At 36.1% G+C, this 18,962-nt stretch carries 22 protein-coding genes and 1 tRNA gene; 14 read left to right on the top strand and 9 right to left on the bottom strand.

From position 1 onward, the window contains the following. Positions 1–6: 6 nt before the first annotated feature. Positions 7–81: transfer RNA gene (locus ACN1CN_RS09225), tRNA-Val, on the bottom strand. A 178-nt stretch (positions 82–259) separates the two neighbouring features. After that, entirely contained in the window at positions 260–1,486 is a 1,227-nt protein-coding gene (locus tag ACN1CN_RS09220; protein ID WP_419135431.1) for a bifunctional folylpolyglutamate synthase/dihydrofolate synthase, read from the bottom strand. A gap of 131 nt (positions 1,487–1,617) precedes the next feature. Between ACN1CN_RS09220 and ACN1CN_RS09215 the strand changes: the two genes are divergently transcribed. Together ACN1CN_RS09215 and ACN1CN_RS09210 are read left to right on the top strand one after the other, a co-directional pair. Next, the gene (locus ACN1CN_RS09215; protein ID WP_264525413.1) at positions 1,618–2,310 is read left to right on the top strand and encodes a MotA/TolQ/ExbB proton channel family protein; all 693 of its coding nucleotides are present in this window, start codon (positions 1,618–1,620) and stop codon (positions 2,308–2,310) included. Between the two features lie 3 nt (positions 2,311–2,313). Next, entirely contained in the window at positions 2,314–2,709 is a 396-nt protein-coding gene (locus tag ACN1CN_RS09210) for an ExbD/TolR family protein (protein WP_291287507.1), read from the top strand. A gap of 607 nt (positions 2,710–3,316) precedes the next feature. On the opposite strand, the gene ACN1CN_RS09205 is transcribed toward ACN1CN_RS09210, so the two are convergent. The 3 genes from ACN1CN_RS09205 to ACN1CN_RS09195 all read right to left on the bottom strand — a co-directional run bounded on the left by ACN1CN_RS09205 (position 3,317) and on the right by ACN1CN_RS09195 (position 6,430). Next, a complete protein-coding gene (locus ACN1CN_RS09205) occupies positions 3,317–4,216 on the bottom strand; it encodes an energy transducer TonB (RefSeq protein WP_419135430.1) in 900 nt (299 codons plus the stop codon). A 268-nt stretch (positions 4,217–4,484) separates the two neighbouring features. After that, positions 4,485–5,711 carry a Glu/Leu/Phe/Val dehydrogenase dimerization domain-containing protein gene (locus tag ACN1CN_RS09200; protein WP_264525409.1) on the bottom strand — a complete coding sequence of 409 codons (1,227 nt, stop codon included), beginning with the start codon at positions 5,709–5,711 and terminating at the stop codon, positions 4,485–4,487. Positions 5,712–5,854: 143 nt separating this feature from the next. After that, positions 5,855–6,430: a chalcone isomerase family protein gene (locus ACN1CN_RS09195; RefSeq protein ID WP_264525408.1), complete on the bottom strand. Its 576-nt coding sequence runs from the start codon at positions 6,428–6,430 to the stop codon at positions 5,855–5,857. 492 nt (positions 6,431–6,922) lie between these two features. On the opposite strand from ACN1CN_RS09195, the gene ACN1CN_RS09190 reads away from it, so the two are divergent. The 12 genes from ACN1CN_RS09190 (at position 6,923) to ACN1CN_RS09135 (ending at position 15,668) form a co-directional block, all read left to right on the top strand. Continuing rightward, a complete protein-coding gene (locus ACN1CN_RS09190; protein WP_264525407.1) occupies positions 6,923–8,065 on the top strand; it encodes an acyl-CoA dehydrogenase in 1,143 nt (380 codons plus the stop codon). A gap of 107 nt (positions 8,066–8,172) precedes the next feature. After that, positions 8,173–8,850, top strand: a complete 678-nt coding sequence (locus ACN1CN_RS09185; protein WP_264525406.1) for a Crp/Fnr family transcriptional regulator — start codon at positions 8,173–8,175, stop codon at positions 8,848–8,850. Positions 8,851–8,942: 92 nt separating this feature from the next. Then, a complete protein-coding gene (locus ACN1CN_RS09180; RefSeq protein WP_419135429.1) occupies positions 8,943–9,539 on the top strand; it encodes a peroxiredoxin-like family protein in 597 nt (198 codons plus the stop codon). Positions 9,540–9,545: 6 nt separating this feature from the next. Next, entirely contained in the window at positions 9,546–10,004 is a 459-nt protein-coding gene (locus ACN1CN_RS09175) for a YHS domain-containing (seleno)protein (protein WP_419135428.1), read from the top strand. A gap of 4 nt (positions 10,005–10,008) precedes the next feature. Then, entirely contained in the window at positions 10,009–10,398 is a 390-nt protein-coding gene (locus tag ACN1CN_RS09170; RefSeq protein ID WP_264525403.1) for a DoxX family membrane protein, read from the top strand. A 2-nt stretch (positions 10,399–10,400) separates the two neighbouring features. After that, positions 10,401–10,889, top strand: coding sequence for a DinB family protein (locus ACN1CN_RS09165; protein ID WP_419135427.1), 489 nt, complete (start codon positions 10,401–10,403; stop codon positions 10,887–10,889). Then, positions 10,877–11,587, top strand: a complete 711-nt coding sequence (locus ACN1CN_RS09160) for an NRDE family protein (protein ID WP_264525401.1) — start codon at positions 10,877–10,879, stop codon at positions 11,585–11,587. The genes ACN1CN_RS09165 and ACN1CN_RS09160 overlap by 13 nt, the downstream gene beginning before the upstream one ends. A 10-nt stretch (positions 11,588–11,597) precedes the next feature. Next, on the top strand, positions 11,598–12,632 hold the full coding sequence (locus tag ACN1CN_RS09155; protein WP_419135426.1) for a D-alanine--D-alanine ligase: 1,035 nt from the start codon (positions 11,598–11,600) through the stop codon (positions 12,630–12,632). Positions 12,633–12,634: 2 nt separating this feature from the next. Continuing rightward, positions 12,635–13,294 (top strand): hypothetical protein, encoded by a 660-nt coding sequence (locus ACN1CN_RS09150; protein WP_419135425.1) that lies wholly within the window; start codon positions 12,635–12,637, stop codon positions 13,292–13,294. A gap of 28 nt (positions 13,295–13,322) precedes the next feature. Then, positions 13,323–14,300: a M20/M25/M40 family metallo-hydrolase gene (locus tag ACN1CN_RS09145; RefSeq protein ID WP_419135424.1), complete on the top strand. Its 978-nt coding sequence runs from the start codon at positions 13,323–13,325 to the stop codon at positions 14,298–14,300. Between the two features lie 35 nt (positions 14,301–14,335). Next, on the top strand, positions 14,336–15,013 hold the full coding sequence (locus ACN1CN_RS09140) for an SDR family NAD(P)-dependent oxidoreductase (RefSeq protein ID WP_419135422.1): 678 nt from the start codon (positions 14,336–14,338) through the stop codon (positions 15,011–15,013). A gap of 58 nt (positions 15,014–15,071) precedes the next feature. Further along, a complete protein-coding gene (locus tag ACN1CN_RS09135) occupies positions 15,072–15,668 on the top strand; it encodes a SprT-like domain-containing protein (RefSeq protein WP_173967183.1) in 597 nt (198 codons plus the stop codon). Between the two features lie 124 nt (positions 15,669–15,792). Here ACN1CN_RS09135 and ACN1CN_RS09130 read toward each other — a convergent pair whose 3' ends face one another. The 4 genes from ACN1CN_RS09130 to ACN1CN_RS09115 form a co-directional block, all read right to left on the bottom strand. Beyond that, positions 15,793–16,554 (bottom strand): ABC transporter ATP-binding protein, encoded by a 762-nt coding sequence (locus ACN1CN_RS09130; protein WP_264525395.1) that lies wholly within the window; start codon positions 16,552–16,554, stop codon positions 15,793–15,795. Further along, positions 16,551–17,300: an MlaE family ABC transporter permease gene (locus ACN1CN_RS09125; RefSeq protein ID WP_173967185.1), complete on the bottom strand. Its 750-nt coding sequence runs from the start codon at positions 17,298–17,300 to the stop codon at positions 16,551–16,553. The genes ACN1CN_RS09130 and ACN1CN_RS09125 overlap by 4 nt, the downstream gene beginning before the upstream one ends. Before the next feature lie 80 nt (positions 17,301–17,380). Then, positions 17,381–18,229, bottom strand: coding sequence for a glycosyltransferase (locus tag ACN1CN_RS09120; RefSeq protein ID WP_419135421.1), 849 nt, complete (start codon positions 18,227–18,229; stop codon positions 17,381–17,383). A 76-nt stretch (positions 18,230–18,305) separates the two neighbouring features. After that, positions 18,306–18,833, bottom strand: coding sequence for a methyltransferase (locus ACN1CN_RS09115; RefSeq protein ID WP_419135420.1), 528 nt, complete (start codon positions 18,831–18,833; stop codon positions 18,306–18,308). Between the last annotated feature and the right edge of the window lie 129 nt (positions 18,834–18,962).

The raw sequence follows: 18,962 nt of genomic DNA, 5'->3' as shown, positions 1-18,962 counted from the left end.
TCAAAGTGGGCGATGAGGGGTTCGAACCCCCGACCCCCTCGGTGTAAACGAGGTGCTCTGAACCAGCTGAGCTAATCGCCCTATTTTACTAGGTTGCTATCGTTTGTGATTGCGAGTGCAAATATACGCTAGTTTTTGAGTTCTGCAAAGAAAATGGAATAAAAAATAGAACTTTTTTTAAAATAAATTATATCTGGCTGTTTATGAATTTGTTATTAAATTGATTTTTTTTAAGTTTTTTTATTCCATCAGGCTTTGTTTATCCTAAAGGCAATTCGGCAACAACAAAAGTGCTTCCGCCAACATAGATAAAGTCATTTTTTGAGGCATTTTTCTTCGCAGCGGCAAAAGCATGTGCTACGGACTCATAATTGTCTCCCAATAAATCGTACTTTTTAGCAGCCTCATTTAAAATTTCAGTGCTCAGACCTCTGGAGGAATTTGGGCTGCAGAAATAATAGTTTGCGTTTTTAGGAAAAAGAGGGAGGATCGAATCGAGGTCTTTGTCGTTTACAACTCCCAAAACGATATGCAAATTTTCAAAAATTTCTTTCTGAATCTGTTTCATTACAACCGCTAATCCATGTTTGTTGTGTGCTGTATCGCAGATGATTTTTGGATTTTCTCCCAATTGCTGCCATCTTCCCTGTAAACCGGTATTTTTTACCACTTGTAACAAGCCCTTTTTTAGGTTTTCATCCGAGACCTTAAATTCGTTTTGAGTATTTAAAATGGCAATGGTCTGCTGCACTGTTTTTTTATTGTGAAACTGATAATCGCCAATTAGATCAGAAGGAAAGACTTCTGTAACTAAATCGGAAGCAAAATAAATTGGAGCTTCATTTTCTTTGGCTTTGCTCACAAATACAGGCTGAGTTTCGGAGGTATATTCTCCAATGATAACCGGAACATGAGGTTTTATGATACCTGCTTTTTCGCCGGCAATTGCAGCAGGCGTATTTCCTAAAAACTGAGTATGATCTAAATCGATGTTTGTAATAACCGATAGCAGGGGTGTAATGATGTTGGTCGCATCAAGCCTTCCGCCAAGGCCAACTTCGATAATAGCAATATCTGTTTTTTCTGAGGCAAAATAATCGAAGGCCAATCCAACAGACATTTCAAAGAAACTCATATCATTGGCTTCAAAAAAGCTTTTGTGTTTGGCTACAAATTCGCAAACAAAATCTTCGGAAATTTCCTGACCGTTAATCTTAATTCGTTCTCTAAAATCTTTAAGATGTGGAGAAGTGTATAGTCCTACTTTGTATCCTGCCTCCTGTAAAACCGAAGCCAGCATGTGTGAGGTTGATCCTTTACCATTGGTTCCGGCAACGTGAATGCATTTTAGCTGATCTTGGGGATTGTCTAGATGTGCCGCCAGCAACTTAATATTGGTCAGATCTTCTTTGTATGCCGAAGCGCCCTGAAGCTGATACATTGGGAGTTGATTAAACATCCAGTTTGTGGTTTCCTGATAGTTCATTGAATTGAGATAAAATAGTTGCGAATTGAAATAATTTTCGTTTTTTTTAGTTTTATAAGAGAGCGAAAATTATCTTTATTGCAAATTTCAAATATTTTTTAGAATTAATTATTAAAAACAAGAATTAATATATGTTTAGTTTCATTCAATTACAAACAGATACCATTGCAAACGCATCTAACGTAGTTATCGAAAAAATCGCACCCAATACCGAAATCTCTGTTTTAGGATTTATCTTAAAAGGAGGTTTTTTTCTAATTCCAATTGCCATCTTATTGTTTTATACTTTTTATATCATAATAGAACGTTATTTATACATTAGCAAAGCTTCCAGAATCGATAGCCGTTTAATACAGGATGTTGGGGATAAACTAAACGCAGGTAATATCGAATTGGCCAGAACAATTGTGGAAAGAAGTGATACTGCAGCCGGAAATATTTTGAAAGAAGGTGTTTTGGTGATTGGAAGACCAATTGCTGAAATCGAATCTAATATGGACCGTGCGGCCGATATTGAAATTGGTGAAATGGAAAGACGTTTAGGACACCTGGGACTTATTGCCGGGATCGCTCCAACGCTTGGTTTTATTGGGACTATTTCGGGAGTAATTAAAATTTTCTATAGCATTTCGGTTACCGAAAACATTAGTATCGGAAATATTTCAGGAGGTTTATATGAGAAAATGATCAGTTCGGGTTCGGGATTAATTGTGGGGATTATCGCGTATAGTGCCTATCATTTGCTGAATGGGAAAATTGATGATTTTGCTTTAAAAATTCAGAAACAAATATTAGAATTTGTCAATATAATTCAAAGAGCATAAGCTATGTCTATTAAGCGAAAAAGAAGATTTCATGCCGAGGTGGCAACTTCATCATTAAGTGATATTATGTTTTTCCTGCTGTTGTTTTTTCTTATTATTTCAACGCTTGCAAATCCGAATGTTATTAAAATGACACTGCCGAAAGCGAAAGCAAATGAAAAAACAAACAAACAGCTCATCAGCTTGTCTGTTACCGAAGATAAAAAATTTTACATCGATAAAGTGCCGGTTGAATTTGATGCTTTGGAGACGACTTTAATGTCAAAAATGGGAGCAGACAAACAGCAAACTGTTGTAGTTCGAATTCCGTTTAATCTTCAGGTTCAGGATTTAGTCGATGTACTGCAGATTGGAGTGAAGAACAATTTGAAATTTGTAATTGCTACAAGCCCAAAGTAAGAGTATCAATTAGGGCGTGACCACAATAAAAAAATGGGCGATTCAGCATAACGTTGATGCGCCCATTTTTTTATTGCGGTCGGGCTATCCGCGCTACTTCGGTAGCTTGCTGCTATCCCTCACGCAAAAAAAGGAATACCATAATTTTGCCATTTCGGGATACAAAACCATCACATTAATAAAAAAAGAAAAGGAGGCCTTTTGTCATTTCGACCGAAGGGAGAAATCACACTAGTTGATCGACAAAGATTGGCTTTTGTTTGCGGAGTTTCTTGTGTGATTTCTCCCTTCGGTCGAAATGACAACTTTGTGACAAACCTTTGTCAGGCTGAGCGAAGTCGAAGCTCCGCTCCAATTGGCAAAGCCTTCGACTTCGCTCAAGCTGATAATCACTTTTAGTTAAAGCTAAGATCACATTTCACATTTTAAATTATCCATTTCACATCTTACATTTCACAACTAAATTCTTTGCGGAGTTTCTTGTGTGATTTCTCCCTTCGGTCGAAATGACAAACCAAGCGCAAAAATTAAATAAGCACAAAAAAAGGCTTTCTGAAAATAATCAGAAAGCCTTTTTTAATTCGTGTAAATCCGTGCAATTCGTATTTTAATTCAAACTAAAATTATAGATAATTTTTCCGTTTTGTTTTGCGGGTGCGTCGCTGTCAGCGTCCCATTTTGTATTCATTGCTGCAATTTTAGCCTGATCTAACAAACATCTTGCGGTATTGGTTGTTCCTTTAATTCCCGGAGTTGCGCTGATTGTTTTTCCGTTTTGATCCACTGTAATTTCAACAACAACTTTTCCTTCTTCATTACAAGTATATTTTGGTGCAGGTTTCGACAATGCTTTTCGGGTTCCTAAAGAGTAACCTGATCCGCCACCAGAGCCACCGCCGCTTCCCGGACCATAACCGCTTCCGGTGCCAATGCCATGTCCGGTTCCGTTGCCACCGCCAGTTCCTCCTCCGGAACCACCTGTTCCATAATAGCCATTAGAACTTAAACTCCCGTTTGCTTTTCCTTTGTTTCCTGCTGCTTTGTCATCGCCATCACCACCTTTGTTCGATCCCTTTAAAATACTGGACAAAGCATCGTTTGTCGAATTGGAAACTTTTGGTTTTTCAGGAATCGGTTTAGCTTCAGGTTTTACAACGGGGGTTGGTTTTTTAGATTTTTCTTTGGTTGGAATCACAACACTCTCGTCGGTTGTTGCGTTTTCCTGAGTTAGAATTGCTTCGTCAGGTGTTGCTTTTGCCGGAGTTTGTCTGGCTTCGTTTTTTACATGTAAAACTTCACTTTTATAATTGGCTCCCGAGCCTAAATCGCTGTCTCCAAAGTTTACCATAACGCCACCTCCGCCTCCACCACTGGCAAGTGCTACGTTGTTTTCGGGATTGTAAGGAGGCCAGAAACGTATGAAAAATAAAAGCAAAAGTAAAACAGCATAAATAGCTGTAGATATTAGTAGCGATTTCTTTTTATCTGAAGAACTCGTAAAATTCATTTTGATTCCGGGTTTTGTAATTGTATTAAATAAAAACGTTTAAAAGTACTAAAAATTGTTTACAATGAAAATGTGGTATAGAATTTAACCGAAAGGTTTACAAAGTTCGAAAAGCTGTTTTTTAATCTCGCAAAGTCGCAGAGTCGCAAAGAAAAAATTTAAAAAGCAAAACTTTGCGACTCTGCGACTTTGTGTAAAACCTTAGCGGTTGAACAAAAAAAAACGAGCCAAATAATTTAGCTCGTTTAGAATAAAAGTATAAAGAAAATTATACTAACTGTTTCAATGCAATTTCAAAAGCGGTTGCACTGATGTTTGTTTTGGATGAATTTAAAGTATGAGCTTTAACAATCGCATTTTTTATAATTTCTGAAGTATCGTTAAAGATATTCTCATCTGTCATTTGAACTTTTTTCTCCATGAAATAAGCAAAAACTCTTGCCATTCCACAGTTTGAAATGAAATCAGGAATCAAACTTACTTTGCGATCTACTTCTTCCATAATAGATCCGAAGAAAATTTCCTTGTCGGCAAAAGGAACGTTTGCTCCACACGAAATAACTTCTAATCCGTTTGCGATAAGGCTGTCGATTTGAGCTTGTGTTACCAGTCTTGAAGCGGCACAAGGTGTGAAAATTTCGGCACCGATAGTCCAGATTTTGGTATTGATTTCTTCAAATGGAATCATGTTGTCGGCAACCAATTTGTTTCCGTCTTTGTTTAAAAACAAAGTTCTGATTTCTTCAAATGAAAAACCTTCTTCTTTGATTAATCCTCCGTCACGGTCAATAATTCCGATTACTTTTGCGCCCATTTCAGCCAGATAGAAAGCGGCAGCCGAACCTACATTTCCAAATCCCTGTACAATTGCTTTTTTACCTTTGATGTCTCCACCGTAAATAGCATAAAAATGACGAGCTGCTTCGGCAACACCATAACCAGTGATCATGTCAGCCACGGTATATTTGCGGGTTACATCAGGAGAAAACTTAGGGTTTTCGATTACTTTAATTACACCTTGGCGCAATTGCCCGATTCTGTTAATTTTATCTGCTTCGGTTGGTTTGAAATGTCCGTTAAAAACACCTTCTTGCGGGTGCCATACCCCACATTCTTCAGTCATTGGAATTACTTCGTGAATTTCATCTACATTTAAATCTCCACCAGTTCCGTAGTAACTTTTTAATAAAGGAGAAACGGCTTTGTACCAACGTTGTAAAACGCCTTTTTTGCGTGGATCGTTCGGGTCAAAATTTATTCCGGATTTGGCACCTCCTATGGCAGGTCCCGAAACTGAAAATTTAACCTCCATGGTTTTAGCCAGGGATAAAACTTCATTCATATCTAAGCCTTTTCTCATTCTTGTTCCTCCACCCGCAGCTCCACCGCGTAGCGAATTGATAACAGTCCATCCTTCGGCTTCTGTTTCGGAATCTTTCCAGTTAAAAACAATTTCAGGTGCTTTATTTTCAAATTGCTGTAATAAATCTTTCATTTTGTTGAGATATGTTTAGTTTGCGTAAAAGTATAAAATAGAATAATGCGAATAATGTATCTCGCGTCAAATTTTATCAAACAAAAAAAAAGAAGGCCGAAAACAATGCGTTTCCAGCCTTCTAATTTTATAAATTTCACAAATTATATTCCTAACAAGTGTTTTTTCAGTGTTTCGTCAACAGGTTTGTCTGAAAGCCAGATTCCGAATAAAGCTTTTTTGAAATCAAATCCTGAGATTTTTCCTTTCAGATTTTCATTTTTGTAGACGTTGATGGTTTGATCAAGCGGATTGTAAGCCAAAACAAATACATCCTTTTCGGTGATCATATCACTTAAGTACGTTTTGAATTGTTCAATTCGAGGTCGCAATTCAGCAAGATTGCTTCCTGCCGATTTTTCAAATCCGGCATTCATCGCCTTGGTCAGTTTACCTGAAGAAACCATCGAAGAGGTAATTTCAATTCGGATCGCCATTTCGGTATCGCTGTCAATAATAAATTGAGGATCCTGACTTAGCTGCGATAAATATAAGGCCTGAACATAAACTTCCAACCACATTTTTGATCTGCCTCCAGCACCGTTAAGTTGTAAAGTTTTGCCTTGAAATTCAATTTTTCTTGGAACTGTAACGCCATTCACATCAAGCTGAGTCTGGGCAGAAACTGTCGAGAATTGTATACTAAAAAGGAATGTAAGTAAAAGTAAAATCTTTTTCATGTTCTATCGATATTATAATTTTTAGGCAAAAATAATGTTAATTTATCAATTATTAGGCGTTATTAAATATGTTTTTTTCGTTGTTATTTGGTTTTTTTCGTCCGTATGGGATTAGTAATCAAATTAGTAAGAGTTATTTTACGCGATTTAACAAATTTTAAGGATTGTTTAATCTTTTTAGAGCTAAAGTTTTACTAAAATTTTAGAAAAATGCTTTTTGAATGGGGACTTTTATTCTTGATTTTTAAAGAAATCATTGCAAAGTTGATGCGTGTTGCGCTAAATTTTTAAGATTATAACGAAAACGTTATCGTAATTGTTGTCGATCTATTAAATTTATATGCATGCATTGTTAAACTCGTATTTAAAAATTATCTTTGGAAGCCTTTTTACAGAAAAAAGGAATTCAAAAAAACAAAACAAAAAAATAACCATTGTCTTAATCTGATATCTTACATTGACTTAAGACGAGAAAAATAAAACAGAATAACTATGGATTTTAATCTTACCGAAGAACACTTAATGATTCAACAAGCTGCAAGAGATTTTGCTCAAAACGAATTGCTGCCAGGTGTTATCGAACGTGACGAAAAACAAATTTTTCCGACAGAGCAAATTAAAAAAATGGGGCAATTAGGATTCATGGGAATGATGGTTGATCCTAAATATGGCGGAAGCGGATTGGATGCGGTTTCTTATGTACTTGCTATGGAAGAGATTTCAAAAATTGATGCATCGGCTTCTGTAGTTATGTCTGTAAACAACTCACTAGTTTGTTGGGGACTGCAAGAATTTGGAACTGAAGAACAAAAACAAAAATATTTACCAGGTTTAGCATCAGGAGAGATTCACGGAGCGTTTTGCTTAAGTGAGCCTGAAGCGGGTAGTGATGCTACTTCGCAAAAAACAACTGCGATCGATATGGGAGACCATTATTTGGTAAACGGAACAAAAAACTGGATTACAAACGGTAATACAGCTTCTGTTTATTTGGTGATTGCACAAACTGATCCTGAGAAAAGACACAAGGGAATCAATGCTTTGATCATGACCAAAGATATGCCGGGCTTCTCTATTGGACCAAAAGAACAAAAAATGGGAATCCGTGGTTCTGATACACACTCTTTGATGTTTAGTGATGTAAAAGTTCCTAAAGAAAACAGAATTGGTGAAGATGGTTTCGGATTTAAATTTGCAATGAAAACACTTGCAGGTGGTCGTATCGGAATTGCTTCTCAGGCTCTAGGAATTGCTTCAGGAGCTTATGAACTGGCTTTGAAATATTCTAAAGAGCGTAAAGCTTTTGGAACTGAAATTTGCAACCATCAGGCAATTGCTTTTAAATTGGCAGATATGGCGGTTAATATCGAAGCAGCTCGTCATTTGTGTATGAAAGCGGCCTGGGATAAAGACCAACATAAAAATTATGACATTAGTGGTGCAATGGCAAAATTGTTTGCTTCACAAGTGGCGATGGATACAGCTGTTGAGGCGGTTCAGATTCATGGAGGTAATGGTTACGTAAAAGAGTACCATGTAGAGCGTTTGATGCGTGATGCAAAAATTACCCAGATTTACGAAGGAACTTCAGAAATTCAGAAAATTGTAATTTCGAGAGCTGTTATTGCAGGATAAATCTCTTAGAAGTATAGATATTAAAAAACCTTTCAGACTGCCCAATGTCTGGAAGGTTTTTTTGTTTGGATTTTAATTTCGTTATCTTTACAGAAACAAAGCTTTTTATGTACGAAGATTTAAAATATTGGTATTTACGCGATCATAAATTGTTTAGAACGTTGAGTTATTCGCAAATTAAACAATTGTGTATTATCACCGGTTTTAAAAAAGCATCCAAAGGAGAAATCATTTATTTTTCTACTTCCGATTTGCCGCGTATCTTTTTACTTAAAAAAGGAAATATTAAAATTGTGTCGATTGATGAAGAGGGCAACGAAACCATAAAAGATATCATTCAGAAGGGAGATTTGTTTGGAGAACTGACTTTGGAAACAGATGCGAAGAATGAAGAATATGCCAAAGTGCTTTCAGATGATGTTGCTATTTGTAGTTTTCTAATGTCAGATTTTGAAGATTTATTGTTACGAAATCCAACACTGGCACTTTCGTATACCAAATTTGTGGGGCTGAAAATGAAACGCATTAAAAACAGTTACGCCAATTTAATTTCTAAAGACGCAAAAACCAGATTGTACCAGTTTCTTAAAGACTGGGCAGAAAAGGAAGGAACTGCACAAGGAAATTCCGTAACGATCGAAAACTATTTAACACAAAATGATATTGCCCAAATCATTTGTACTTCAAGACAAACCGCAACGCAGTTGTTGAACGAAATGGAAACCAATAAGTTGTTGCAATACAATAGAAAAGAGATTGTCATTCTGGATATTACCAAAATCTAATTATTTTCGGCTAAGTGTAAATTAGCCGACATTTGCCTTTTTCATACTACCGTAATTTTACATTATTGAATTAAGATGTAAAATTAAAAATTATGAAAAAACTATTTTTTGTTGTTTTAGTAGCCTTAAGTACGGCTGCTACTGCGCAAAGTTCGCTTCCTACAATGGCGACTGATATTGCTCCTTTATTAATAGGAGAGAAAATCCCAAATACTACTTTAAAATCCTCAGAAGATGCAACGGTAAAAATTTCTGATTTACTTGGAAAGAAAAAGACAGTTTTGGTTTTCTATCGTGGCGGCTGGTGTCCTTATTGCAATATGCATTTGCAGGCATTGGCGGAGGCCGAGAAACAAATTCTCGATCTTGGATACCAAATTATTGCTATAAGCCCTGATGCCCCTGAGAATTTAAAAATTACGGAAGAAAAGGACAAAGTGAAATATACTTTGCTTTCAGATGCTGCAGGAGAATTTACCAAAGCAGTTGGAATTGCTTATGCAGCTCCTGAAAACTATAAATCAGTAATTAACGTACATTCTAAAGGGATCAATACGAGCTTCTTACCTGTTCCGTCTGTTTTTATTGTAAATCCGGATAGTGAGATTTTGTTCGAATATATTGCTCCTGATTTTAAGCATCGAATCTCGACTGAGCTACTTGTTTCAGTATTAAAAAACTTAAAATAATACAAGATGAAAAAACTACTATTTTTTGTATTGATTTTGTTTTCAGGTTTTTCATTTGCTCAGAATGATGCCAAAAGAATTAGTCAGTACAATTTAGAAAACAAAGTGGCCATTCAGGGTTACGATCCTGTGGGATATTTTAATCAGGGAAAAGCAATTAAGGGGAAGAAGGAGCTATCAGCTTCTTATCAGGGAGTAATTTATAAATTTTCTTCCAACGAGAACAAGCAGGAATTTTTAAAAAATCCATCAAAGTATGAACCACAATACGGGGGCTGGTGTGCCTATGCTTTAGGAAGTTCGGGAGAAAAGGTCGAAATAAACCCTGAAACGTTTAAAATTATTGATGGAAAACTCTATTTGTTTTACAATGCTTTTTTTAACAACACCCTGAAAAGCTGGAATAAAAATCAGACCAATTTGAAGGCGCAGGCAGATGATAACTGGAAAAAAATAAACAAGTAGAGTGATGACAAAATCAGAAAGAATAGCCTGGATTTTAAGAATTGTTGCAGCCGGGATTTTACTGCAAACCTTATTTTTTAAATTCAGCGGAGCAAAGGAAAGTATTTATATTTTTTCGACTTTAGGAATAGAACCTTATGGAAGAATTGGCTCAGGAATAGCCGAATTGGTTGTTGCCATTTTAATTTTAATTCCAAAAACAACATGGATCGGAGCTTTGGGTGGATGCGGGGTGATGGCCGGAGCTGTTTTTTCTCACTTATTTGTTTTAGGAATTGTAGTTCAGAATGATGGAGGTTTTCTCTTCTTGCTGGCGATTATTACATTATTATGTTGTTTAGGATTGCTTTATTTCAATAAAAACAAATTGTTTAATCTTCTAAATTTAAAATAGCCATGTTACTAAAATCAATACGACACAGTTTAGATGAACTCAATGATTTATTGAGTCAATTATCGGATACCGATTATGCAAAACCTTGTCCTGCTTTAAACAATTCAACAATTGGCGAGCACATACGACATATATTGGAGATGTTTAAAGGTCTGGAAAAGGGTTACGATTCAGGGATTATCAATTACGATAACCGCGAACGAAATATCCGAATTCAAACCGAAACCCAGTATGCACAAGAACTGATAGCGGAGATCAAAACACAACTGAAAAGCGAGAACAAAATTATCTATCTCGAACAGGTAATTGATGGGCTCTCGCTTAGAATTCAGAGTAATTATTACAGAGAGTTGCTTTATAATCTGGAGCATTGCATTCACCATCAGGCTTTGATTAAAGTGGCTGTTTTGCCGTTTAAAAATATTTTGATCGATGAGAATTTTGGGGTAGCGCGTTCCACTATTGAATACAGAAAACAATGTGTACAGTAAGTTTTGTCAATACTAACGGGGTTGTAATTATTACTTCCAATCGGGATGAAAAAGTAATTCGTCCCGAAGCCATCGTGCCAAAAAATTATTGTCAGAATGGGAAAACCATACTGTATCCAAAAGACCCAAAAGCAGGAGGAACCTGGTTTGCGGTGGATAAAAACGGAAGTATACTGGTTCTTTTGAATGGAGGAACCGAGAAACATCGCGTTTTATTTCCCTATCGAAAAAGCAGGGGACTGGTTGCTCTGGATATTATTTCCAGTGCATCGCCTAAGGATTTCTGGAATGAAATTAATCTGGAAGATATCGAGCCTTTTACGTTGGTTTTGTATCAGGGTGGAGCATTGTATGAATTAATTTGGGATGGTCTTGTCAAAATAAAGACTACATTAGAATCTTCTAAAAACCATATCTGGTCATCGGTTACCTTGTATCCTGAAGAAATTAGAAAGAGACGTTCCAACTGGTTTTTTGATTTTTTGAAAGACAAAGAGGAAATCTCTGCTGCGGATATGTTAGATTTTCATCGAAACACTCAAAATGATGATTCTGAAAACGGTTTGGTCATTAACAGAGAAAATGTTCTGAAAACGCTGAGTGTAACTCAGGTTGTAATTAAGCAGAACAAAGGTGCTATGAGGTATTATGATTTAATTAGAGCAGAAGACTTTTCGACTTCTTTTATAAGTATTTAAACCAGTAAAGATGAAATTATTTTTTCATAGAATAAGCAATTGGGAATATTGGCCTTTTAAGGTGCTTTACGTTCCTATTTATTTTCTTTGGGCCTATTATGCTTTCAAAGCCAGATCGGTATTTTTCTTTAATGCGTCCAATCCGAAGATAAAAAACGGTGGGTTTATAATGGAAAGTAAAAAACAAATATATGATCTGCTTCCTAAAGAATGTTATCCCAATACTATTTTGATCAGGGAGAGCACTGCTTTAGAAAAGATTGTCGATGCGATAATAGAAGGAAGAATGTATTTTCCATTAATCGCTAAACCTGATATTGGCTTGCGTGGCTCCGGTGTGAAAAAAATCAAGAATGTTTTTGAGTTGAGTGAATATGCCCGAAAAGCAAATTTTGACTTTTTATTGCAGGATCTCATTCCGTTTAAAAACGAAGTCGGGATTTTTTATGTACGTCATCCGCATCAAAAAGAGGGGAGAATTACAGGAATCGTTTCGAAAGAATTTTTAATTGTTACCGGTGACGGCGTTTCGACTATCGAAGATTTGATATGTAAAACACCAAGATTTCAATTGCAGCTTGAAGTTTTAAAGGAGGAATATGGCAAACAATTGCAGAAGATTTTACCACAGGGTGAAAGTATAAATTTAGTGCCTTTTGGAAATCACGCACGAGGGGCAAAATTCCTGGACGGAAGCGATTGGATTACACCACAACTGACGACGACGATTGATAAAATTGCTAAAAAGGTTCCCGAGTTTTATTTCGGACGTTTTGATATCATGTACAATACTTTTGAAGAACTAGAGCGCGGAGAGCAATTTCAGGTCGTAGAACTAAACGGAGCGGCAAGTGAGCCCACACACATTTACGATCCGAAACATTCGGTTTGGTTTGCCTGGAAAGAACTGGCGAGACACATTACGTATATGTACGAAATCAGTGCCGAGAACCATAAAAAAGGAGTTCCATATCTCGATTATAAAGTGGGCATTCGCGAATACAGACTGCATTTGGCGCAAAACAGTAAGATCGTAAATTTTTAAAAATGAAAAGAGTAAAAAATATCGCAATAGGGTTTTTGGTGAGTTTCATCGGATCAATTCCATTGGGGTATTTGAATGTAGTAGGTTTGGAGATTTACTCAAAATCGGGGCTCAATAATCTGGTTCTTTTTTTGTTTGGAGTCATTTTTGTCGAGACTTTTGTGATTTATTTCACTCTAATTTTTGCCAGACAACTCATTCGCAATAAAAAATTGATGAAGATGATTGATTTTTTTGCGATTGGATTTATGTTTGTCCTCGCTTTTCTATTCTATTCCGGTTTTCATAATCAGACCGCAGAATCTAATGATGTTTTACAGGAGTATTTAATGTACTCGCCATTTGTGATTGGAGTTGTTTTAAATTGTTTTAATTTTTTACAGCTGCCTTTCTGGACCAGTTGGAATCTATATTTGCTTAACGGGGAGTACATTACAATAGAAAGAAAGTTAAAATATTATTATATTGCAGGAACTTTGATTGGTATTTTTTTCGGGATGTTGAGTCTGATTGTAATTTTACAGGCTTTTTTTGTAAAAAACAATCCATTGTCAAAGTATGTAATGCCTGTATTTATTCCTTTTTTTTTCATAGTGTTGGGAAGTGTTCAGGTGTTTAAAGTGTATAAAAAATATTTTAAATCAACTGTTTTAGAAGTTTAATTGCTAAAGCACATTTAAATCATCCTTTATGAAAAAACGTTACTTTCTGCTGCTTCCGTTTGTTTTTTTAGCCTGTAAATCGAATCCTTCCGTAGCTACTACTGCTCCGGCAACCGATTCAAAACCTATTGAAGTTACTTATAAAGTCAAGGAATCTGAGGTTTCTGATTTCCTGAAAAAACTGTCTTCAGATGAGATGGAGGGCCGTGAAACCGGAACAAAAGGAATCGAGAAAGCAGCCGTTTTTTTAGAAGACTTCTTCAAACAAAACAAAGTGAAACCTTATTTTGTTTCCTACAGAGATACCCTCACCAATTTTAAAACACCGGCCTATAATATTGTTGGCGTTATAGAAGGAACAGATCCGGTGCTGAAAAAAGAATTCGTGGTTTTAAGTGCGCATTACGATCATATCGGACTGGAGAAAAAACAACAGCCGGATGTCGTTTTTAATGGTGCTAATGATGATGCGTCGGGAGTAACGGCAGTTGCAGAGTTGGCGAAGTATTTTAGCGAAACAAAATCGAACAAACGCAGTATTCTTTTTGTGTTTTTTGCAGGAGAAGAAAAAGGATTGTTAGGGTCTAAAAGTTTGGTGCAAAAACTTAAAAAGCAAAATTTTAATTTGTATACCCAATTGAATATCGAAATGATTGGTGTGCCAATGAAACGGGATTATCTGGCCTATATTACCGGTTTTGATAAAAGTAATATGGCCCAAAAAATAAACGAATATGCCGGTAAAAAAACAATCGGGTTCTTGCCTAAAGAAGCCGAATATAAATTGTTTTACAGATCGGATAACTTTTCTTTTTATGAGGCATTTAAAAAACCATGTCAGTCCATAAGTACTTTTGATTTTGAAAATTTTGACTTTTATCACCATGTTTCAGATGAATTTAAGGTAATGGATATTCCGCATATGACTTCTTTTATTCAGGAATTTTTGCCGGCAGTTACTAAAATTACCATTACACCAACGGAAGAAATTACAATGAATAATTAATCTGTCGTTTTATTCGATTTGCTTATTTTTGCTTTATGAAAAATATTATTGTTACCGGAACCAGTCGTGGAATTGGTTACGAATTAGCATTGCAGTTTGCCAATGCAGGTCATCAGGTTCTGGCGATTTCCAGAAAAATACCTACTACACTTTTAGAACATCAAAATATTAGCTGTCTGTCTGTTGATTTGGCAGATGAAACGGCTTTGGCAGAAGTAGATCAGTTTCTTTCTTCTTCCTGGAAAAGGGTCGATGCAGTGGTACATAATGCCGGTGCGTTGTTGTTAAAACCTTTTGCCGAAACCACCCAGGCTGATTTTGAAAGTATTTACAAAGTGAATGTTTTTGCTGTTGCTAACTTAACGCGTATTTGTCTTCCTTATCTTCAAAGCGGTAGCCATGTGGTAACCATTAGTTCTATTGGAGGGGTAAGAGGAAGTCTGAAATTTGCAGGTCTGGCAGCTTATAGTTCCAGTAAAGGAGCTGTAATTACTTTGACTGAATTATTGGCGGAAGAATACAAAGAAAGAGGGATTTCATTTAATGTACTGGCTCTGGGTTCTGTTCAGACAGAAATGTTAAACGAAGCTTTCCCGGGTTATCAGGCGCCAATTTCTGCCGAAGGAATGGCAACCTACATCAATGATTTTACACTCAACGGAAATAAATATTTCAACGGGAAGGTACTGGAAGTTTCATCGACCAATCCGTAATTTTAAATTCCAAATTAAAGAAAACTTCTAACTTTTTACAAATAACATTTAACTTAAAGTGAGCGAAACTTTAGCTAAATACATACCGGAGCATGCCGTAAAGCCTGTTTTTGATTTGATTGTTGCCAATCAGGTTCATCTGAAAATCGTCAATGAGCGTCAGACGCGTCATGGTGATTACAGAAGAGGGCCAAGCGGTAAGCATGAAATTACGGTGAATGCGAGTTTGAACAAATATCGCTTTTTGATTACGCTCATTCATGAGATTTCGCATTTGGTTGCCTTTGAGAAATTTGGAAGAAATATAAAACCGCATGGGAATGAATGGAAGTTCACTTTTCAAAGGATGATGGTTCCTTTTATTCGTCCCGAAATTTTCCCGGGTTCATTATTGCCTCTGTTAGCAAGGCATTTTAAAAACCCTTCGGCAAGTAGTGATACCGATACCACTTTGTCTTTGGCCTTAAAACAATACGATGCCGCTAACGATAAGAGCTATATTTTCGAAATTCCCTACGGAAGTGTATTCAGGATTAAAAACGGTAAAGTATTCAAGAAATTGGCCGTTAGAACCAAGCGTTTTGAATGTATTGAAATTAGCTCGGGAAAAACCTATCTGTTTAATCCAAATGCAGAAGTGGAGTTAATGCATTAAAAAGGAAATTCCAAATTTCAAATTCCAAACTCCAATTTCTCTGGGAAACTCGATAAAAAAATTCCAAATTCCAACTGCATCAGTATTGGAATTTGGAATTTATTTTTTTTGGAATTTTAAAGTCTTATCCTTTCAAATAAGCCTCTCTTACTTTTTTAAACAGATTTGAAGAGTAAACAAATTTTACAATCGCTTCGTTATCGGTTCTGAAGATTTCTTCTTTGGTCCCTTGCCAGGCTTTTAAGCCCTTTTTTAGGAATACGATATTTTCACCAATTTCCATTACCGAGTTCATATCGTGGGTGTTGATTACCGTAGTAATGTTGTATTCTTCGGTGATTTCTTTAATCAGATTATCAATCAGAGTAGAGGTATTCGGATCTAAACCTGAATTGGGTTCGTCACAAAATAAATACTTTGGATTGTTTACAATCGCGCGGGCAATTGCCACACGCTTTTGCATTCCTCCCGAAATTTCAGAAGGTAATTTTTTATGCGCATCAATTAAGTTTACTCTTTCCAGTACAAAATCAACACGTTCTTTGATTTTAGCCTTATTGTCGTTGGTAAACATTTTTAACGGGAACGCAACATTCTCTTCAACGGTCATCGAATCAAACAAAGCACTTCCCTGAAAAACCATTCCGATTTCCGTTCTTAACTCTCTTTTTTCATCCGGATCCAGTTCTGAATACACACGGCCATCAAAGGAAATAGTTCCTTTATCGGGAGTGTGAATTCCTAACAGACTTTTTAATAAAACGGTCTTTCCGGATCCACTTTGCCCAATAATCAGGTTGGTTTTTCCAGTTTCAAAAACTGTCGAAACACCTTTCAGAACCTTGCTGTCGCCAAATGATTTTTCTAAATTTTTTACTTCTATCATGATCCTAGTAACAATTGTGTTAGTATATAATTAAAAAGAATGATTGAAACCGAAGTCCAAACAAACGATACTGTACTGGCTTTACCTACTTCAAGAGCCCCGCCTTTCATGTAATAACCGTGAAAAGAAGGTATGGTAGCCAACAGCATGGCAAATATTAAAGTTTTAATAAATGCATAAGTGATGTGAAAAGGAATGAATTCCATTTGCGCACCAATGATAAAGTCATTACTGGTGGTAAAACCTCCGTAAACACCTGCAAGCCATCCTCCAAAAATTCCTAAAAACATACTGATTCCAATAACAAAAGGATACAATAGTAAAGCAATAATTTTAGGGAAAACCAGATAGTTAAGAGAGTTTACACCCATAACTTCCAGCGCATCGATTTGTTCTGTAACACGCATAGTACCGATACTTGAGGTAATAAACGATCCCATTTTTCCAGCCATAATTACCGAAATAAAAGTAGGAGCAAACTCCAGAATCACGGATTGACGTGTAGCAAAACCAATTAAATATTTTGGGATTAACGGATTAGTTAAGTTTAAAGCGGTTTGAATCGCGACAACACCTCCAACAAAGAAAGAGATAAAGCAAACGATACCTAAAGAGTCAATAATTAAATCATCAATTTCTTTAAAAATTAATTGTCGCATAACAGGCCATTTGGTCTGTTTATTGAAAATCTCTTTCAGCATTAAAAAATATCTCCCAATTTGGGATAAGTAACGAATTAGCATCATAGTTTTACAAATATTGGCTAAGGTAAAAAGAAGTTATGAGTTTTGGGGTATGAGTTAAGTCTTTTCGGTTGTTTTCCGGATCAAATTAACTTTTCTTTCATTTTTTGAAAGCGATAATTTCTAATAAATTTAGCTTGTTCAGGGGTAACCAGTAGTGGCGTTTTGGCTTTTTTTGCTTTCCAGAATCCTCGGATATAATCGAAAAAGAGGAACGGTTTTTTCTTCATCAGGGCCAGTTTAGCCGATGCAATTGCCGTAATCCAAAAGCCGTATCCTAAAGTAAAAAAAGCTTCACCTTGTTTGTATCGGGCAGTTTTGTTGTAATTTGCTCCGGTTGGTTTAAGATGTTTTACATGTAAAGAAGCGTCGGTAACAATCTTCCATCCGTAATATTTACAAAGTAATTCGTCTACAGTATCCCAGCCCATAGCAGGTTTTAGACCTCCAATTTGCTCAAAAGCAGCTTTGCGATACGCCTTTAATGCGCCGCGAATATGATCTTTGTCGGTAAGATTTTCGAGAACCCAGTCACCATTTTTTTCAATGTAACAAAAACCTCCTGCCATTCCAATTTTTGAATCCGATTGAAAATGGGCGATAATTGTTTCGAAGTAATTGACAGGAAAAATGAGATCACCATCTATTTTTACCATAATATCATATTCGGAATCCAAAGTTTCAAAACCCTTTTGAAAAGCCTGAATCACTTTGCTTCCGGGCATATGAATCGCATCTGACGTTTTATTTACAATAGAAATAAAAGGATGGTCTTTTGCAAAACCCAATACAATTTCTTCTGTCCTATCCGTTGAGTTGTCATTTACCACTACAATTTTTGAAGGTAAAACAGTTTGTGAAACCAAAGACTGTAAGGTCAGGCCAATTAAATCTTGTTCGTTGTGAGCCGGAATGACGATATAATACTTCATAATTTTCAATTTAAATTCCAAATTCCAATCAAAACTGTTTAATTGGAATTTGGAATTTTTTTATTGGAATTTGACTTTAGGCTTTTATTTTTTCCGCTACAACAATATAATATCTTGGCGTAAAATATCTTAGTAAAGGTCTGAATCCAAACTTTTTTACCGGATGTGTAAATTTTTGACGGTCGGTTATTTTCCAGCCTGTTTTTTCTAAAAGCCAGTCCAGTTGCCAGTCTTCAAATTCATGGTAATGTCTGTCCCACATATCGGTCTTAGAACGATATGCCGATGAAAACCATAAACGCAACGGGATTGATATTAACAACTTGTCACATTTTACGTTTTGTAAAATCGTGTAAGGATTTAGTAAGTGTTCGAAGATTTCAAATGCGGTAAAAACAGAATATTCTTCCGTTTGTAAAGCCGTTTGATCGTTGTCTAAATCTTCGCCTTTTGTATTTTTTACAGTATAACCATTTTCTTCCATTATCTTAGAGAATGGATTTGATACACCAAAATCAAAAATGGTTTCTGATGTTTTAACGTGTTTTTGTAAAAACTCTAAAGTAAGTTTGAATCTTTTATTCGGAAACGTTTTTTCGTACATAGTCGCTGCGAGGAACGAAACAATCTCTCGTTCTTGATTTATAATTAGGGCACAAATATACTAAAAAAGTCCGCATCTTATAATGCGGACTTTTTTAGTATGCAGTCTCAGTCTCAGTATTCGGTCTCA

The organism is Flavobacterium sp. T12S277 (assembly GCF_048514875.1).
In the GTDB taxonomy this organism is placed as follows: Bacteria; Bacteroidota; Bacteroidia; order Flavobacteriales; family Flavobacteriaceae; genus Flavobacterium.
Note: the sequence above shows the minus strand (reverse complement) of the source record. Positions and strands in the feature narration are given on the sequence as shown.

Bases quoted from the DNA above. Each gene is read 5' to 3' on its own strand.
- ACN1CN_RS09140 (WP_419135422.1), top strand. From the start codon at position 14,336: ATGAAAAATATTATTGTTACCGGAACCAGTCGTGGAATTGGTTACGAA.
- ACN1CN_RS09205 (WP_419135430.1), bottom strand. From the start codon at position 4,216: ATGAATTTTACGAGTTCTTCAGATAAAAAGAAATCGCTACTAATATCT.
- ACN1CN_RS09215 (WP_264525413.1), top strand. From the start codon at position 1,618: ATGTTTAGTTTCATTCAATTACAAACAGATACCATTGCAAACGCATCT.
- ACN1CN_RS09200 (WP_264525409.1), bottom strand. From the start codon at position 5,711: ATGAAAGATTTATTACAGCAATTTGAAAATAAAGCACCTGAAATTGTT.
- ACN1CN_RS09155 (WP_419135426.1), top strand. From the start codon at position 11,598: ATGAAATTATTTTTTCATAGAATAAGCAATTGGGAATATTGGCCTTTT.
- ACN1CN_RS09150 (WP_419135425.1), top strand. From the start codon at position 12,635: ATGAAAAGAGTAAAAAATATCGCAATAGGGTTTTTGGTGAGTTTCATC.
- ACN1CN_RS09120 (WP_419135421.1), bottom strand. From the start codon at position 18,229: ATGAAGTATTATATCGTCATTCCGGCTCACAACGAACAAGATTTAATT.
- ACN1CN_RS09145 (WP_419135424.1), top strand. From the start codon at position 13,323: ATGAAAAAACGTTACTTTCTGCTGCTTCCGTTTGTTTTTTTAGCCTGT.
- ACN1CN_RS09185 (WP_264525406.1), top strand. From the start codon at position 8,173: ATGTACGAAGATTTAAAATATTGGTATTTACGCGATCATAAATTGTTT.
- ACN1CN_RS09190 (WP_264525407.1), top strand. From the start codon at position 6,923: ATGGATTTTAATCTTACCGAAGAACACTTAATGATTCAACAAGCTGCA.
- ACN1CN_RS09160 (WP_264525401.1), top strand. From the start codon at position 10,877: ATGTGTACAGTAAGTTTTGTCAATACTAACGGGGTTGTAATTATTACT.
- ACN1CN_RS09180 (WP_419135429.1), top strand. From the start codon at position 8,943: ATGAAAAAACTATTTTTTGTTGTTTTAGTAGCCTTAAGTACGGCTGCT.
- ACN1CN_RS09130 (WP_264525395.1), bottom strand. From the start codon at position 16,554: ATGATAGAAGTAAAAAATTTAGAAAAATCATTTGGCGACAGCAAGGTT.
- ACN1CN_RS09170 (WP_264525403.1), top strand. From the start codon at position 10,009: ATGACAAAATCAGAAAGAATAGCCTGGATTTTAAGAATTGTTGCAGCC.
- ACN1CN_RS09175 (WP_419135428.1), top strand. From the start codon at position 9,546: ATGAAAAAACTACTATTTTTTGTATTGATTTTGTTTTCAGGTTTTTCA.
- ACN1CN_RS09195 (WP_264525408.1), bottom strand. From the start codon at position 6,430: ATGAAAAAGATTTTACTTTTACTTACATTCCTTTTTAGTATACAATTC.
- ACN1CN_RS09115 (WP_419135420.1), bottom strand. From the start codon at position 18,833: ATGTACGAAAAAACGTTTCCGAATAAAAGATTCAAACTTACTTTAGAG.
- ACN1CN_RS09220 (WP_419135431.1), bottom strand. From the start codon at position 1,486: ATGAACTATCAGGAAACCACAAACTGGATGTTTAATCAACTCCCAATG.
- ACN1CN_RS09210 (WP_291287507.1), top strand. From the start codon at position 2,314: ATGTCTATTAAGCGAAAAAGAAGATTTCATGCCGAGGTGGCAACTTCA.
- ACN1CN_RS09125 (WP_173967185.1), bottom strand. From the start codon at position 17,300: ATGATGCTAATTCGTTACTTATCCCAAATTGGGAGATATTTTTTAATG.
- ACN1CN_RS09165 (WP_419135427.1), top strand. From the start codon at position 10,401: ATGTTACTAAAATCAATACGACACAGTTTAGATGAACTCAATGATTTA.